Origin of the sequence: Pseudomonas sp. TWP3-2 (genome assembly GCF_049897765.1) — a bacterium.
In the GTDB taxonomy this organism is placed as follows: domain Bacteria; phylum Pseudomonadota; class Gammaproteobacteria; order Pseudomonadales; family Pseudomonadaceae; genus Aquipseudomonas.
In genome coordinates this window covers 506,617-521,034 of record NZ_JAFCWW010000001.1, presented here as the reverse complement: position 1 = coordinate 521,034, position 14,418 = coordinate 506,617, and the positions used below count along the sequence as shown (strand labels likewise).

Here is a 14,418-nt window from a genome sequence, read left to right as displayed (position 1 = left end):
TTTTGCGTTTCTGGCGTTCAGAAACCATCCCGCGTCACGCCCTAACAAACCCGCACCCTCCCCGCAAGGCGCACTTGAGAAACAATATCGTTTATCATTGTTACAAGTTTTTGCAATGCGACAGTGAGGAACCCTGCGAATGATGTTTCGAAATACCCTGCGCCGTGGCTTGACCTTCACCCTGCTCGGCCTGGCACTCGCCACTCCCCTCACCCAGGCTGCCGATGCAGTTTCCCTGACGCTCTACAACGGTCAACACAAGGAAGTCGGCGATGCGATCGCCAAGGCTTTCGAGGCCAAGACCGGTATCCACGTCAATGTGCGCAAGGGCAGCAGCAACCAGCTCGCCAGCCAGATCGTCGAAGAGGGCGAGCGTTCCCCCGCCGACGTGATCTATACCGAAGAATCTCCGCCACTGAACAAGCTCGGCGAACAAGGCCTGCTGGCCAAGGCTGACGATGCGACTCTGGCGGTATTGCCCAAAGAATACGTTGCCGGCAACGGCACCTGGATCGGCGTCACCGCGCGAGTTCGTGTAGTGGCCTACAACCCGAAACTGGTGGATGAAAAAGACCTGCCGAAATCGGTGATGGAGTTCTCCGATCCGAAATGGCAGGGCAAAGTCGGCTTCGTTCCGACCAGCGGTGCATTCCAGGAGCAAGCCGTTGCGATCATCAAGCTGCACGGTCGCGACGCTGCCGAAGAATGGCTGACCGGCCTGCGCGCCTTCGGCAAAACCTACAGCAACAACATGGTCGCCCTCAAAGCCGTGGAAAACGGCGAAGTCGCCACCGTGCTGGTGAACAACTACTACTGGTTCGCCCTGCAACGCGAGAAAGGCCAGCTGGATTCGAAACTGCATTACTTCACCGGCGGCGACGTCGGCGGGCTGATCACGGTTTCCAGCGCAGCCGTGCTGAAATCCAGCAAACACCCGAAAGAAGCCCAGCAATTTCTCGCCTACATGGCCAGCGAAGAAGGTCAGCGCGTGATCACCCAGACCACCGCCGAATACCCACTGCACAAAGGTATGGAATCGGATCGCGGTCTCAAGCCGTTCAGCGAACTGGAAGCACCGAAAGTCACCCCGGCCGATCTGGGCAATGCCGAAGAGGCGCTGGATCTGGAACGTGAAGTCGGCCTGAACTGATGAGCGCATCGTTATCCGCCCCCGCCGCGCGCGGGGGTTTCGTGCCAAAGCGAAAACGGCCGTCGATCTGGCTGCTGCTCCCGGTTTTGTTGCTGGTGGTGCTCAGCCTGTTGCCGCTGGCCTACGTCGGGTTGAAAGCCTGGCAGGCTGGCTGGGCCGAGGCGCTGCATTTGTTGTGGCGCCCGTACGTATTCGGCTTGCTGAAAAATACCCTGGCGTTGATGGTCGGCGTGACGCTGACCTGCGGCCTCATCGGCCTGTCGCTGGCCTGGCTGCTGGAACGCAGCAATCTGCCGGGACGGCGTTTGTGGGGCGTAATCCTGTGTCTGCCGTTCGCCGTGCCGGCATTCGTCAGCAGCTTCACCTGGGTTTCGTTGAGCGCACAGTTCGAAGGCCTCGGCGGGGCAATCCTGGTGATGAGCCTGTCGAAATATCCGCTGATCTTTTTGCCGGTGGCCGCAACGCTGCGCAATCTTGATCCGTCCCTTGAAGAGTCAGCACGCACGCTCGGACAAAGTCGCTGGGGGGTGTTTTTCCGCGTCACCCTGCCCTTGCTCTGGCCGTCGCTGCTGGCCGGTTCGCTGCTGATCGCGCTGCACATGCTGGTGGAATTCGGCGCACTGTCGATCATCGGCCTGCAAACTTTCACCACCGCGATCTATCAGCAATTCGAACTGGAATTCAGCAACGCCAATGCGGCGATGCTGTCTGCCGTGCTGCTGGCGCTGTGCCTGATGTTGTTGTGGCTGGAGCTGCGCGTGCGCGGTAAGGGCCGGCATGTGCGCATCGGTCAGGGTGCGGCGCGCCGGGCCGAGCAAGTCAGCCTCGGACGATGGGCGGCGGCGGGTCAGGTGTATTGCCTGAGTCTGGCGATCATCGGCAGCGGGATTCCGCTGGGCATGCTCGCTTACTGGCTGGCGGTGGGTTCGTCGGCGGCATTCCCGGTCGCAGCGATCAGCGAAGCGCTGCTGTCGTCACTGGCGTTGTCGCTAGGCGGCGCAGCGTTGTGCCTGGTGCTGGCAGTGCCCGTTGGACTGCTGGTGGTGCGCTACAAAGGCCAACTGGCGATCTGGGCCGAGCGCCTGCCGTATCTGCTGCATGCGCTGCCGGGCTTGGTCATTGCGCTGACACTGGTGTATTTCGCCCTGCATTACGTACCGGTGCTGTATCAGACTTCGGCGTTGTTGCTGATTGCTTATGCCCTGCTGTTTCTGCCGCTGGCGCAGGCGCCGATCCGCACGGCGCTGAACAAGGCGGCTCCGCAGTTGGAAGAGGCTGCTCGTACGCTGGGCGCGTCGTCGTTTTCGGCATTTTGTCGGGTGACGTTGCCGATCATTTTTCCGGCACTGGGCGCGGCATTTGCGCTGGTGTTTCTCGATGCGATGAAGGAACTGACTGCGACTCTGCTGTTGAGTCCGACCGGGCTGAATACCTTGGCTACCGAGGTTTGGGCGCATACCGCGAACGTCGAGTTTGCGGCGGCGGCGCCATATGCGGCGTTGTTGATATTGGTCTCGGGTTTGCCGGTTTATCTGCTGACGACGCGGATGTATCTGAGCCGCTGAAAAAGCAAAAAGATCGCAGCCTGCGGCAGCTCCTACACAGGATATTGCGTTTCCCCCTGTAGGAGCTGCCGAAGGCTCGGGCCGCGATCGGACGATCTTTTGATCTTCAGGCCCGAAATTGCCCCAAGCTCGCTTTCAACTGGGCAGCCAACCCATCCAGCACCTTGCCACTGGCCGTGGTCTCCACCACCGCCTGAGCCGCTTTCTCGGCCTGTGCATGAATCGTCTCGACTCGCCCGCGCACAGCCTGCGCGCCCTGCGCCTGATGCGCGGCGGCCTGGGTCGCCAGCCCAATCGCCGCATGCACCTGCTTCACCGAAGCCTGCACCGACTGCTGCAATCGCGCACTGTCGCGCAGCACCAGCAAACCTTCGCTGGCCTGGCGCCCGGCCTGACCAATCGCCTCCACCGCCTCGCGTGCGCCCTGCTGCAACGCCACGATGTGCGCCTGAATGTCGCCAGTCGAGCTTTGCGTTTTGCTCGCCAGAGCCCGGACTTCATCCGCCACCACAGCAAAGCCGCGACCGGTTTCGCCCGCTCGTGCCGCTTCGATGGCGGCATTGAGCGCCAGCAAATTGGTCTGCTCGGCGATGCCATGAATCACGGTCAACACCACTTCAATCTGCTCGCTCTGCTGCGCCAGCCGTTCGATGACTTTCGAGCCGGTATCGACTTGGCCGGCCAGCGCTTCGATGAGGCTGCCGACCTTGGCGGATGTGCGGGTGTTTTCATCCGTGGCCTGACGAATATCGACCACTTGCTTCAACGCGGCCTGCATCGCATGGCTTTCCGATTGTGCTTCATCGGCCATCTGCGACAACGCACGCAGACTTTCCGCGACCTCATCCCGCTGCATCCCGGCCGCTGCATCCGCGCCAGCATTGCGCAAAGTCATGGCACCAATTTCGACTCCCGTCCGCTGGGCCACATCGCCCGCTTCACGCACGATTGGCTGCAACTTATCCACAAAGCGATTGACCGCCGAGGCCATGTCGCCGATCTCGTCCTTGCTATTGATCTGCACGCGCTTGGTCAGGTCGCCCTCACCCGCCGCCAGATCATCCATTGCGGCTATCAGCAGCTTCAGACGATTGACCACACGCCGACCGAGGACGATTGCGATCAACAGCAACACGCCGGCGCCGACCAACGCCAGCCCCATACCGATGCGCCAGCGCAAGGTGCCAGCGGCGTCCTGCACGGTGCTGGTGGTGTTGGCTTTCATCTCGGCGGCGGTGGACTGCGCTGATTGCAGGCGCGCGCGCATCGCTGTGGCGCTGTCGGCTGCGGCGCCTTTGAGGCTGTCGCCGACCAGTTGATCGCTGCTGGCGATCAGCGCCGTGAAGCGCTTATCCAACGCTGCCAGATCAGTTTCCACCGAGGCGGTAGAAACGCCCATCAGCACTTTGCCAATCTCTACGCCATTGGGGTTGATCGAGGCTTCGAGGTAGTAGACCGAAGGATCGTTTTTTGCCGCATCCAGCACTTTGTCCAGCGCGCGCTCGCCCTGGCCTTTTTCCAAAAGGGCCTTGTTGATCGGGTTTTCGCGATTGAGGTAGCGGGTCAAATGCTGGCCGGTGGCGTCGTCGTAGACCACGAACAGCACGTTGGGATTGCGCTGGGCCCGGCGGGCGAATTCGGACAGGGTCGGCACGTCGCTGTCCCACATGGCGCGTGGCGCCACCGAGGCGAGCAACTGGGCCATGTCGTTAGCCGAGTCCTTGAGGTCTTTTTCCAGAGTGGCACGCAGTTGCGCCTGCTCGTCCTTCAGACGCGAAGACAAACCGGCGGTCAGCCGCTGACGGGTATTGGTCGAGAGAGTGTCGAGGCTTGACGTGACTTCACGCCCGGCCTGCTCCAGTTCGCCCGCGAGTTTCTGGCTGTCGGCACCCAGCCGCGCGCCCAGATCGGCTTCCAGCGCGGTGACGGTGCTCCGTGTCAGGGCAACAGCCACCAGCACTTGCACCAAAAGGGCGATACCAAGGGTAACGAACACCGGTCGCAACAACCGGCTTTGTAACAGTGAGAGAACGGCTGACACTTTGAATCCCTCTACTTCTGACGCCATTAATTTGATGGCACTCTTGTAGACAGATTCACAGCAAAGGTCATGCCGTCCAACAGGCATAAACGACAAAGGCCCCAATTGAGGGGCCTTTGTGTTGTTACATCAACGACTTATCAAGCGAACGGATGACGCAGAACGATGGTTTCGTTGCGGTCCGGGCCCGTCGAAATAATGTCGATCGGCGCGCCGATCAACTCTTCAACGCGTTTGATGTAGGCGCGAGCGTTAGCTGGCAGCTCTTCGAGGGTTTTGGCGCCCACGGTCGACTCGGTCCAGCCCGGCACTTCTTCGTACACAGGCTGCAGGCCGACGTAGCTGTCAGCGTCAGTCGGGGCAACTGCCTTGCCTTCGGCATCTTTGTAGCCGATGCAGATGTTGATGGTTTCCAGGCCGTCGAGTACGTCCAGCTTGGTCAGGCAGATGCCCGAGATGCTGTTCACATCGATAGCGCGACGCAGGATTACGGCATCGAACCAGCCGCAACGACGGGCACGGCCGGTGGTAGCGCCGAACTCGTGACCTTGTTTGGCCAGGTGCGCACCCACTTCGTCAAAAAGCTCAGTCGGGAATGGACCCGAACCAACACGAGTGGTGTAAGCCTTGGTGATGCCCAGGATGTAGTCGAGGAACATCGGGCCAACGCCCGAACCAGTGGCAACGCCGCCCGCAGTGGTGTTGGAGCTGGTCACGTACGGGTAGGTGCCGTGGTCGATGTCGAGCAACGAGCCTTGGGCGCCTTCGAACATGATGTCTTTGCCAGCGCGACGCAGGTCGTGCAGCTCGGCAGTCACATCCAGCATCAGCGGCTTGAGCAGCTCAGCGTATTCCTTGCACTCGGCCAGAGTCTTTTCGAACTCGATGGCCGGCTCTTTGTAGTAACCCACCAGCATGAAGTTGTGGTAATCCACCAGTTCACGCAGCTTGTCTTCAAAGCGCGGCATGTTCAGCAGATCGCCAACACGCAGGCCACGACGTGCAACCTTGTCTTCGTACGCCGGGCCGATGCCGCGACCGGTAGTACCGATCTTCAGCTCGCCACGGGCCTTTTCACGGGCCTGGTCCAGCGCCACGTGGAAGGACAGGATCAGCGGGCAGGACGGGCTGATACGCAGGCGCTCGCGCACCGGTACGCCTTTCTCTTCCAGCTTGATGATCTCGCGCAGCAGGGCGTCAGGTGCAACCACCACGCCGTTGCCGATCAGGCACTGCACGCCTTCGCGCAGCACGCCGGACGGGATCAGGTGCAAGACAGTTTTTTCGCCATCGATGACCAGAGTGTGACCAGCGTTGTGGCCACCCTGGTAGCGCACTACGGCGGCAGCATGTTCGGTCAGCAGATCAACGATCTTGCCTTTGCCCTCATCACCCCATTGGGTGCCCAGGACTACGACATTCTTACCCATAACACTTGTCCTCATTCGCGCAAACTTGGTGCCGGCGTCAGCCGGCAGGAAAACTCAAGAAGCCAGTGGCGATACTTGCCAAAGCCCGTTCTGCTGGATCAATTGCCGGTCGCAGTCCGCTTCACGGGCGGCGGCCAATGGTTGTCCAGGCAATGCCTGAACGACACGCTGACCCTCACTGCGCAACTGACAAACCTGCTGCCAGAGTGCCGCATCCGTACTGTCAGGCATCCAGATACCGCCAGACGGTAGCTCGATCTCAGCACGCCCCAGGGTCACCAGGGTTTTCAAATCGGTGGAAAAGCCAGTCGCCGGACGCGCGCGACCAAAATCAGCGCCGATGTCATCGTAACGACCGCCCTGCGCGATGGACTGGCCAACGCCCGGTACGAACACCGCGAACACCACACCGGTGTGGTAGTGGTAGCCGCGCAACTCGCCCAGATCAAAGTACAGCGGCAGCTCCGGGAAGCGCGCCGACAAGCGCTCGGCGATCGCCAGCAAATCTTCCAGTGCCGCCAATACCGGCGCCGGCGCATTGGCCAGACGCTCGCGGGCAGCGCTCAACACTTCACGTCCGCCACACAGGTCGACCAGCGCACGCAGCATGCCGGACAGATCGGCCGGCAGGCCTTCGGTCAGGGTAATGACCTCGTCGATGGCCTTGCGTTGCAAGGCGTCAAACAACTGTTGCTCGACTTCGCCCGACAGACCAGCCGCCTGGGCCAGACTGCGGTAGATGCCAACATGCCCGAGGTCCATGTGCACATCCGGCACATCGGCCAGTTGCAGCATGGCCAGCATCAGGCTGATCACTTCAACGTCGCTGCTCGGGCTGCCATCGCCATACAACTCGGCGCCCAACTGGATCGGGCTGCGTGAGGAAGACAATGCACGCGGCTGCGCATGCAGCACGCTGCCGGCGTAGCACAGACGGCTAGGGCCTTCGCGACGCAGGGTATGCGCATCGATGCGCGCCACTTGCGGCGTGATGTCCGCGCGAAAACCCATCTGCCGGCCCGATTGCGGGTCGATGACCTTGAAGGTACGCAGATCGAGATCGGAGCCTGCGCCGGTCAGCAGGGATTCCAGGTACTCGATATGGGGAGTCACGACAAACTCGTAACCCCAGCTCTGGAACAGATCCAACACCTGACGACGCGCTACTTCAATGCGCGCCGCTTCCGGTGGCAGTACTTCTTCGATGCCATCTGGCAGCAGCCAGCGGTCTACCGTTGCCATTACGCCATTCCCCTTTGATCCGGGCGGCCAGCACTAGGGCGAGCCTTGAGTGAAGCAGAAAATGACCAGTCTGTTCAAAACGCACGCGCATGAACGACGCAGCGAAAGGCCTGTCAGCGGCTTCGCCCATCACTTTCCTCGAAAAACTGTCGGGTCATTCAACCCGACGCCTGCAACCAACAACAGCAATCAAACGTGCAGACGCAAAAAAGCCGGGAATTTCCCGGCTGCCGCATCATACACACGTTTTCCCAAAGGATCACCCCGCCGCAGTTTTTAGCCGCCAGGCGGGGATGATTCAGGTCAACGTTGTATCAAGGCTTGGACTTTTCCAGGTAACGGAAGAAGTCGCTGCTTGGGTCGAGGACCATGACGTCGGTTTTATTTGCGAAGCTTTCACGGTAGGCACGCAGGCTACGGTAGAAACCGTAGAACTCCTGATCCTGGCCGTAGGCCTTGGAGTAGATCGCAGCGGCCTGAGCGTCACCATCACCACGAACCTCTTCCGATTCACGATAGGCTTCAGCCAGCAGCACGCGGCGTTGACGATCGGCGTCGGCACGGATGCCTTCGGCCAGCTCGTTACCCTTGGCGCGGTGCTCACGAGCTTCACGCTCACGCTCGGTGCTCATACGTTCGAACACGCTGCGGTTAACTTCTTTTGGCAAGTCGATGGTCTTGACCCGGACATCGACCACTTCGATACCCAGCTCTTTTTCCGCCATCTTGTTCAGCGACGCAGTGATGTCAGCCATCAGCGCATCGCGCTCACCGGATACCACTTCGTGCAGGGTGCGCTTACCAAACTGGTCACGCAGGCCCGATTCCAGACGACGGGAAAGACGCTCGTCGGCGATCTGCTTGAGGCCGGAAGTTGCGGTGTAGAAGCGCTCGGCATCTTTCACGCGCCACTTGGCGTAGGCATCGACCATCACGGCTTTCTTTTCCAGCGTCAGGAAACGCTGTGTCGGTGCATCCAGCGTCATCAGGCGAGCGTCGAACTTGCGCACCTGGTTGACGTAAGGCACTTTCACATGCAGACCCGGCTGGACATCGGCCTGAACCACACGACCGAATTGCAGCAGCACCGCACGCTCGGTCTGAGCGACGATGTAGAAGCAGTTCCAGCCCACCAGCAGCACCACAACGCCAACGATCAGGGCGATCAGCGATTTATTGCTCATCAGCGGGTCTCCCTTGTACGCGATTGCGGCTGGTCAGTGACATGCGGCGTGCCGTCCGTGTTGTTGGTGGCAGCGGCCGAACCGGTTACCGGCGCATTGCCGCCCGAACCATTCTGAATCATCTTGTCCAGCGGCAGGTACAGCAGATTGCTCTGGCCGTCCTTGTTGCCGGTCACGAGAACCTTGCTGGTATTGCTGAAGACTTCCTGCATGGTGTCCAGGTACAGACGCTGACGCGTGACCTCTGGAGCCTTGCGATACTCGGCAACCAGTTTGGTAAAGCGATCCGCTTCACCCTTGGCGCGCGAGACAGTCTCGTCGCGGTAACCATTGGCATCCTCGAGGATGCGCTGGGCCTGACCACGGGCTTCCGGCACCACGCCGTTGGCGTAGGTTTCGGCCTGGTTACGCGAACGCTGCTCGTCTTCACGGGCGCGGATCACGTCATCGAAGGCTTCCTGAACTTCACGCGGTGCAGCTGCGCTCTGTACGTTGACCTGGGTAACGGTGATACCAGTGCGATAGGTGTCGAGGAAACGTTGCAGACGCTCCTTGATTTCGCTGGCCATCAGCTCACGACCTTCGGTCAGCACCTGATCCATCGCGGTGGAACCCACCACGTGACGCAGAGCACTGTCGGTCGCGTGCTGCAGGCTGATTTCCGGCTGGTCGACGTTGAGCACGAAGTCCTGCAAGTTGCTGATCTTGTACTGCACGGTCAGCGGCACTTCGACGATGTTCTCGTCTTCGGTGAGCATCTGACCCTGCTTGGTGTACGCCCGCTCACGCGTGACGTTCTCCATGTACTTCTTGTCGATCGGCGGGAAGTAGATGTTCAGGCCCGGGCCGACAGTCTCGTAGTACTTGCCGAAGCGCAGCACAACGGCTTGCTCCTGCTCGTCGACCACGTACACCGCGCTGTACAGCCAGACGGCCGCGAGCACAACGAGGCCGATGCCGAGCAGGCCGCCAAAGCCGCCACTCCTGCTCGAACCACCGCCGTCGCCACCACGTTTCTTACCACCACCGAACAACCCGTTCAGGCTTTCCTGCAGCTTTCGGAAGGCCTCGTCGAGATCTGGTGGCCCCTTGCGGTCGCCGTTATTGCGGCGCTTGCCACCCCAAGGATCCTGATTATTCGAGTTGCCACCCGGCTCATTCCAAGCCATAGCGCTCTCCATCTGATAAAGCAAAGACGCACCCACGGCGCGCCGACCAATGCTACAGAATGCCTGCGACTGCGGCACAACCGCTTTTTCAGGCTTTTATTGCAAAGTGTGTTGTTCGATGAACTCAGCCGGTACAACGCCTTCACGGCTGACCAGCCGATTAAGCTCCGAGCGCGGCAATCGAACGGCCAGCAAGCTGACACCCTCTTCGTCGTGTTCTTCTTTCTGCACCGCGCCGAGTTCGAAGAACTGCGCACGCAGTCGAGCGAATCGTTGCGGCAAGCGCAAAGTCCCCACAAACAACTCACTGCCTAGCAATTCGGCAATGGCTTGTTCAAGCAATTCCAGACCACTGCCATCACGCGCCGACAGCCAGACCCGTTGCGGCTTGCCATCGGCATCGCGCTGGATCTGTGGCTCAACGCCTTCAAGCAAATCGAGTTTGTTGTATACCTCGAGGATCGGCAAGTCCTGGGCACCAATCTCGCCCAGCACCACCATCACCTGCTCGATCTGCAACATGCGATCCGGCTCGGCCGCATCGATCACGTGCAACAGCAGGTCGGAGTTGCTCGACTCTTCGAGCGTAGACCGAAATGCCTCGACCAGCTTGTGCGGCAAGTGCCGAATGAAACCCACGGTGTCGGCGAGGACAATCGGCCCCAGGTCGTCCAGTTCCAGACGGCGCAGGGTCGGGTCCAGCGTGGCAAACAGCTGGTCGGCCGCGTACACGTCGGATTTGGTCACGTTATTGAACAGCGTGGATTTGCCGGCGTTGGTATAGCCCACCAGAGAGACGGTAGGGATATCCGCGCGCATGCGGCCGCGTCGCGATTGTTCGCGCTGGCTGCGCACTTTTTCCAGACGGCCCTTGATCTGTCGCAGGCGCACCCGCAGCAGACGGCGGTCGGTCTCGAGCTGGGTTTCGCCCGGACCACGCATGCCGATACCGCCACCTTGACGCTCAAGGTGAGTCCAGCCGCGAACCAGCCGGGTGCTCATGTGATCAAGCTGGGCCAGTTCGACCTGGAGCTTGCCTTCATGGGTCCGGGCGCGCTGGGCGAAAATATCGAGAATCAGACCGGTACGGTCGATCACGCGACACTCGAAAACACGTTCGAGGTTACGTTCCTGACTGGGCGTGAGGATGTGATTGAAGATCACCAGATCGGCCTTCTCGGCATGGACCAGGTCGCGTAGTTCCTCGACCTTGCCGCTGCCGATCAGGAATTTGGCGGTTGGCCGATGACGCGGCACGTTAAAAAACGCAACGGTCTCGGCGCCGGCCGAATTAGCCAACTCCTGAAACTCCTGCGGATCTTCGCGCGCCTCAGGGTCCTGTCCATCCAAGTGAACGAGGATTACTCGCTCACCACCACCGTGGCGCTCAAAGAACAAAGGAGACTCCTATCAGGCGTTACCTGGCTCAGCGTCCGCTTGTTCGCCATCAGCTGCGCTAGGCAGACGAATTGGACGAACTGGAACGACTGTCGAGATAGCGTGTTTGTAAACCATCTGGCTAACGGTGTTTTTCAGCAGGATGACGAACTGGTCGAACGATTCGATCGTGCCCTGCAGTTTGATCCCGTTGACCAGGTAGATGGAAACCCCAACTTTCTCTTTACGTAAAGTATTCAGGTAAGGGTCTTGTAGCGAATGCCCTTTTGACATGTGCCGCACTCCTTTAAGGATTCAATAATAAAAATAGGTAAACAGATGGCTTTGGCCGTCACACCCCCAAGGATAGACGGCAATTGCAAGGACTCAGCTCAATATGGAGATGGTCCCAAGGTATTTCAAGGCGCGTGGCAGATTGTCGCAATCGAGACTGTCGAGCCAGTGTAAGTCTTCCCAACTGCGCAGCCAGGTGAACTGGCGTTTGGCCAATTGGCGCGTGGCAATGATGCCGCGCTCCTGCATCTCGGCTGACGTCAGCTTGCCATCCAGATAATCCCAGACTTGGCGATAGCCTACTGCACGTATAGACGGCAACCCCGAATGCAGGTCACTTCTTGTACGCAGGGCTACGACCTCGTCGATGAACCCCTGTTCCAGCATATTTGTGAATCTTTGTTTAATGCGCTCGTGCAGTACCTGGCGATTTGCCGGGGCAATGGCCAAGTTCGCGACAGTATAGGGCAATTGTTGGCGCCCCGATGCCGCAGCTTCAGTACTTTGCGCAGATTGTTGCAGGCGCAGGTCGGTCATGCTTTTACCGCTGACTCGATAAACTTCCAGCGCGCGACTCAGGCGTTGCGGATCATTCGGGTGAATGCGCGCCGCCGAGACCGGGTCGATCAGCGCCAATTGCTCGTGCAGGGCTTGCCAGCCAAGGCGTGCAGCCTCTTCTTCGATCTGCGCGCGCACTTCGGGATCGGCCGCCGGCATATCTGCCAGACCTTCGACCAAAGCCTTGTAATAGAGCATTGTGCCGCCGACCAGCAGCGGGATTTTGCCGCGCGCGGTGATCTCTGCCATGGCCTCCAGCGCGTCGCGGCGGAAATCCGCAGCCGAATAGGCGTCGGCCGGATCAAGAATATCGATAAGACGGTGCGGAAACTCGGTCAGCAGCTCTTTCGAAGGTTTGGCGGTGCCGATGTCCATGCCGCGATAGACGAGCGCCGAATCGACGCTGATCAGTTCGCACGGCAGCACCTTGGTCAGCTCGATGGCCAGGTCAGTCTTGCCCGCAGCGGTCGGGCCCATCAGGAAAATCGCTGGAGGTAACTGGCTCATCAACGTCCGCGCAAAAACAGTTTGTCCAGATCGTCCAGGCCCAGTTGGGTCCAGGTCGGTCGGCCATGGTTGCATTGACCGCTGCGCTCGGTGTTTTCCATATCGCGCAGCAAGCCATTCATTTCCGGCAGGGCCAGACGCCGGTTGGCGCGGATCGCGCCGTGGCAGGCCATGGTGCCGAGCAGTTCGTTCAGGTGTGCCTGAATCCGGTCGCTGGTGCCGTATTCCATCAGATCCGAGAGCACGTCACCGACCAGACGATTGGCTTCAGCTTGTTTGAGCAGGGCCGGAATCTGGCGGATCGCCAGGGTTTCCGGACCAAGCCGCTGCAATTCGAAGCCCAGCCGCTGGAACCACGCCGCATGTTCTTCAGCACAATCGGCCTCGCGCTGACTGACCGCCAGCGACTCCGGCACCAGCAACGGCTGGCCGCTCAGGCCCTCACTGGCCATGGCGATTTTCAGCCGTTCGTACATGATTCGCTCGTGCGCGGCGTGCATGTCCACCAGCACCAGACCCTGGGCGTTCTCCGACAGAATGTAGATGCCCTTGAGCTGGGCCAGTGCGTAGCCGAGCGGCGGAATGTCCTCCTGACCTTCCGGCAATGCGTTGGCATTGGCCTCGGGCAGCGGCGCGAAGAACTCACGATAAGCCGCTTGCGCTTCACCCGCCGGCACGCCGGATTGCGGGCGCGGCGTGTATTGATACTGATAACCGCCGCCCGTGCTGGCGCCGGATGAAGTATTGAACGTCGGCTGCGCCTGCGGTTGTTCGAGCAAGGCATTCGCCGCCAGACGCATCTCGCCCTGCGGGCCGAATTCCCCGGCATCGATACCGGTAGGTCGAACGATGCCAGCAGTTGCGGCAGGCGCCGCGAGTTGATCCTCGGGCCGCACATCGCCCAGCGCGCGGTGCAAGGTGCCATACAGGAAGTCATGCACCATGCGTCCGTCACGGAAGCGTACTTCGTGTTTGGTCGGGTGCACGTTGACATCGACCGCCGCCGGATCGACCTCGAAAAACAGTGCAAAGGTCGGATGCCGCCCGTTGAACAGCACGTCGCGATACGCCTGACGCACTGCGTGCGCCACCAGCTTGTCGCGCACTGCTCGGCCGTTGACGAAGAAGTACTGCAAATCGGCCTGACTGCGGTTAAAGGTCGGTAGACCGACCCAGCCCCACAGGTGCAAACCATTGCGCTCGATCTCGATCGGCAATGCCTGTTCAAGGAACCCGGCACCGCAAATCGCCGCCACGCGCCGCGCACGGGCCGCATCGTCGTGGGCCTCGTGCAGGCTGAGGATGGTCTTGCCGTTGTGACGCAGATGGAACGCCACGTCGAAACGCGCGAGCGCCAGACGCTTGATCACTTCTTGCAGGTGATCGAATTCGGTTTTTTCGGTCTTGAGGAATTTGCGTCGCGCCGGGGTGTTGAAAAACAGGTCGCGCACTTCCACCGAGGTGCCCACGGGGTGCGCCGCAGGCTGGACGCGCGGGGCCATGTCGCGCCCCTCAGTCTCGACCTGCCACGCCTGATCGGCATCACGGGTGCGCGAGGTCAGAGTCAGGCGTGCGACGGAGCTGATCGATGCCAGCGCCTCACCGCGAAAACCCAGGCTCATCACCTGTTCCAGGTCTTCCAGATTGCGAATCTTGCTGGTGGCGTGACGCGCCAGCGCCAGCGGCAAGTCATCGGCAGAAATACCATTGCCATCGTCACGCACCCGCAGCAGTTTGACGCCGCCCTGCTCGACATCGACATCGATGCGTTTGGCACCGGAATCGAGGCTGTTTTCCAGCAACTCCTTGATCACCGATGCCGGGCGCTCGACCACTTCACCGGCGGCGATCTGGTTCGCCAGCCGTGGGCTGAGCAGCTCGATGCGGCCGGTGTTGCTCAT

The 14,418-nt window shown here is 60.4% G+C and carries 11 protein-coding genes; 2 read left to right on the top strand and 9 right to left on the bottom strand.

Going from position 1 to position 14,418, the window contains the following annotated elements; translation table 11 throughout:
• The first annotated feature begins 139 nt into the window (after window positions 1–139).
• Both ACP7EE_RS02335 and ACP7EE_RS02330 read left to right on the top strand, forming a co-directional pair.
• Window positions 140–1,150: an iron ABC transporter substrate-binding protein gene (locus ACP7EE_RS02335; protein WP_426233211.1), complete on the top strand. Its 1,011-nt coding sequence runs from the start codon at window positions 140–142 to the stop codon at window positions 1,148–1,150.
• Window positions 1,150–2,715, top strand: a complete 1,566-nt coding sequence (locus ACP7EE_RS02330; protein ID WP_426233209.1) for an ABC transporter permease — start codon at window positions 1,150–1,152, stop codon at window positions 2,713–2,715. Before ACP7EE_RS02335 ends, ACP7EE_RS02330 begins: the two co-directional genes overlap by 1 nt.
• Before the next feature lie 106 nt (window positions 2,716–2,821).
• Here ACP7EE_RS02330 and ACP7EE_RS02325 read toward each other — a convergent pair whose 3' ends face one another.
• The 9 genes from ACP7EE_RS02325 to mutL form a co-directional block, all read right to left on the bottom strand.
• Entirely contained in the window at window positions 2,822–4,756 is a 1,935-nt protein-coding gene (locus tag ACP7EE_RS02325) for a methyl-accepting chemotaxis protein (RefSeq protein WP_426233207.1), read from the bottom strand.
• 140 nt (window positions 4,757–4,896) lie between these two features.
• Complete coding sequence (locus ACP7EE_RS02320) at window positions 4,897–6,186, bottom strand: adenylosuccinate synthase (protein ID WP_420647017.1); 1,290 nt, start codon at window positions 6,184–6,186, stop codon at window positions 4,897–4,899.
• Window positions 6,187–6,240: 54 nt separating this feature from the next.
• Entirely contained in the window at window positions 6,241–7,428 is a 1,188-nt protein-coding gene (locus ACP7EE_RS02315; RefSeq protein ID WP_420647016.1) for an ATP phosphoribosyltransferase regulatory subunit, read from the bottom strand.
• A 314-nt stretch (window positions 7,429–7,742) separates the two neighbouring features.
• Complete coding sequence (gene hflC / locus ACP7EE_RS02310) at window positions 7,743–8,612, bottom strand: protease modulator HflC (protein ID WP_420647015.1); 870 nt, start codon at window positions 8,610–8,612, stop codon at window positions 7,743–7,745.
• Window positions 8,612–9,781 (bottom strand): FtsH protease activity modulator HflK, encoded by a 1,170-nt coding sequence (hflK, locus tag ACP7EE_RS02305; protein ID WP_420647014.1) that lies wholly within the window; start codon window positions 9,779–9,781, stop codon window positions 8,612–8,614. Before hflK ends, hflC begins: the two co-directional genes overlap by 1 nt.
• A 96-nt stretch (window positions 9,782–9,877) precedes the next feature.
• Window positions 9,878–11,179: a ribosome rescue GTPase HflX gene (hflX, locus tag ACP7EE_RS02300; RefSeq protein ID WP_426206609.1), complete on the bottom strand. Its 1,302-nt coding sequence runs from the start codon at window positions 11,177–11,179 to the stop codon at window positions 9,878–9,880.
• 12 nt (window positions 11,180–11,191) lie between these two features.
• Window positions 11,192–11,452, bottom strand: a complete 261-nt coding sequence (gene hfq / locus ACP7EE_RS02295; RefSeq protein WP_401216129.1) for an RNA chaperone Hfq — start codon at window positions 11,450–11,452, stop codon at window positions 11,192–11,194.
• Between the two features lie 93 nt (window positions 11,453–11,545).
• Window positions 11,546–12,517: a tRNA (adenosine(37)-N6)-dimethylallyltransferase MiaA gene (gene miaA, locus ACP7EE_RS02290; protein WP_420647012.1), complete on the bottom strand. Its 972-nt coding sequence runs from the start codon at window positions 12,515–12,517 to the stop codon at window positions 11,546–11,548.
• Window positions 12,517–14,418, bottom strand: coding sequence for a DNA mismatch repair endonuclease MutL (gene mutL, locus ACP7EE_RS02285; RefSeq protein WP_420647011.1), 1,902 nt, complete (start codon window positions 14,416–14,418; stop codon window positions 12,517–12,519). The genes miaA and mutL overlap by 1 nt, the downstream gene beginning before the upstream one ends.

Excerpts from the sequence above, each read along its gene's own strand:
- ACP7EE_RS02315 (WP_420647016.1), bottom strand. The coding sequence starts at position 7,428 with ATGGCAACGGTAGACCGCTGGCTGCTGCCAGATGGCATCGAAGAAGTA.
- hflK (WP_420647014.1), bottom strand. The coding sequence starts at position 9,781 with ATGGCTTGGAATGAGCCGGGTGGCAACTCGAATAATCAGGATCCTTGG.
- hflC (WP_420647015.1), bottom strand. The coding sequence starts at position 8,612 with ATGAGCAATAAATCGCTGATCGCCCTGATCGTTGGCGTTGTGGTGCTG.
- ACP7EE_RS02330 (WP_426233209.1), top strand. The coding sequence starts at position 1,150 with ATGAGCGCATCGTTATCCGCCCCCGCCGCGCGCGGGGGTTTCGTGCCA.
- miaA (WP_420647012.1), bottom strand. The coding sequence starts at position 12,517 with ATGAGCCAGTTACCTCCAGCGATTTTCCTGATGGGCCCGACCGCTGCG.
- ACP7EE_RS02320 (WP_420647017.1), bottom strand. The coding sequence starts at position 6,186 with ATGGGTAAGAATGTCGTAGTCCTGGGCACCCAATGGGGTGATGAGGGC.
- ACP7EE_RS02335 (WP_426233211.1), top strand. The coding sequence starts at position 140 with ATGATGTTTCGAAATACCCTGCGCCGTGGCTTGACCTTCACCCTGCTC.
- mutL (WP_420647011.1), bottom strand. The coding sequence starts at position 14,418 with ATGAGCAACACCGGCCGCATCGAGCTGCTCAGCCCACGGCTGGCGAAC.
- hfq (WP_401216129.1), bottom strand. The coding sequence starts at position 11,452 with ATGTCAAAAGGGCATTCGCTACAAGACCCTTACCTGAATACTTTACGT.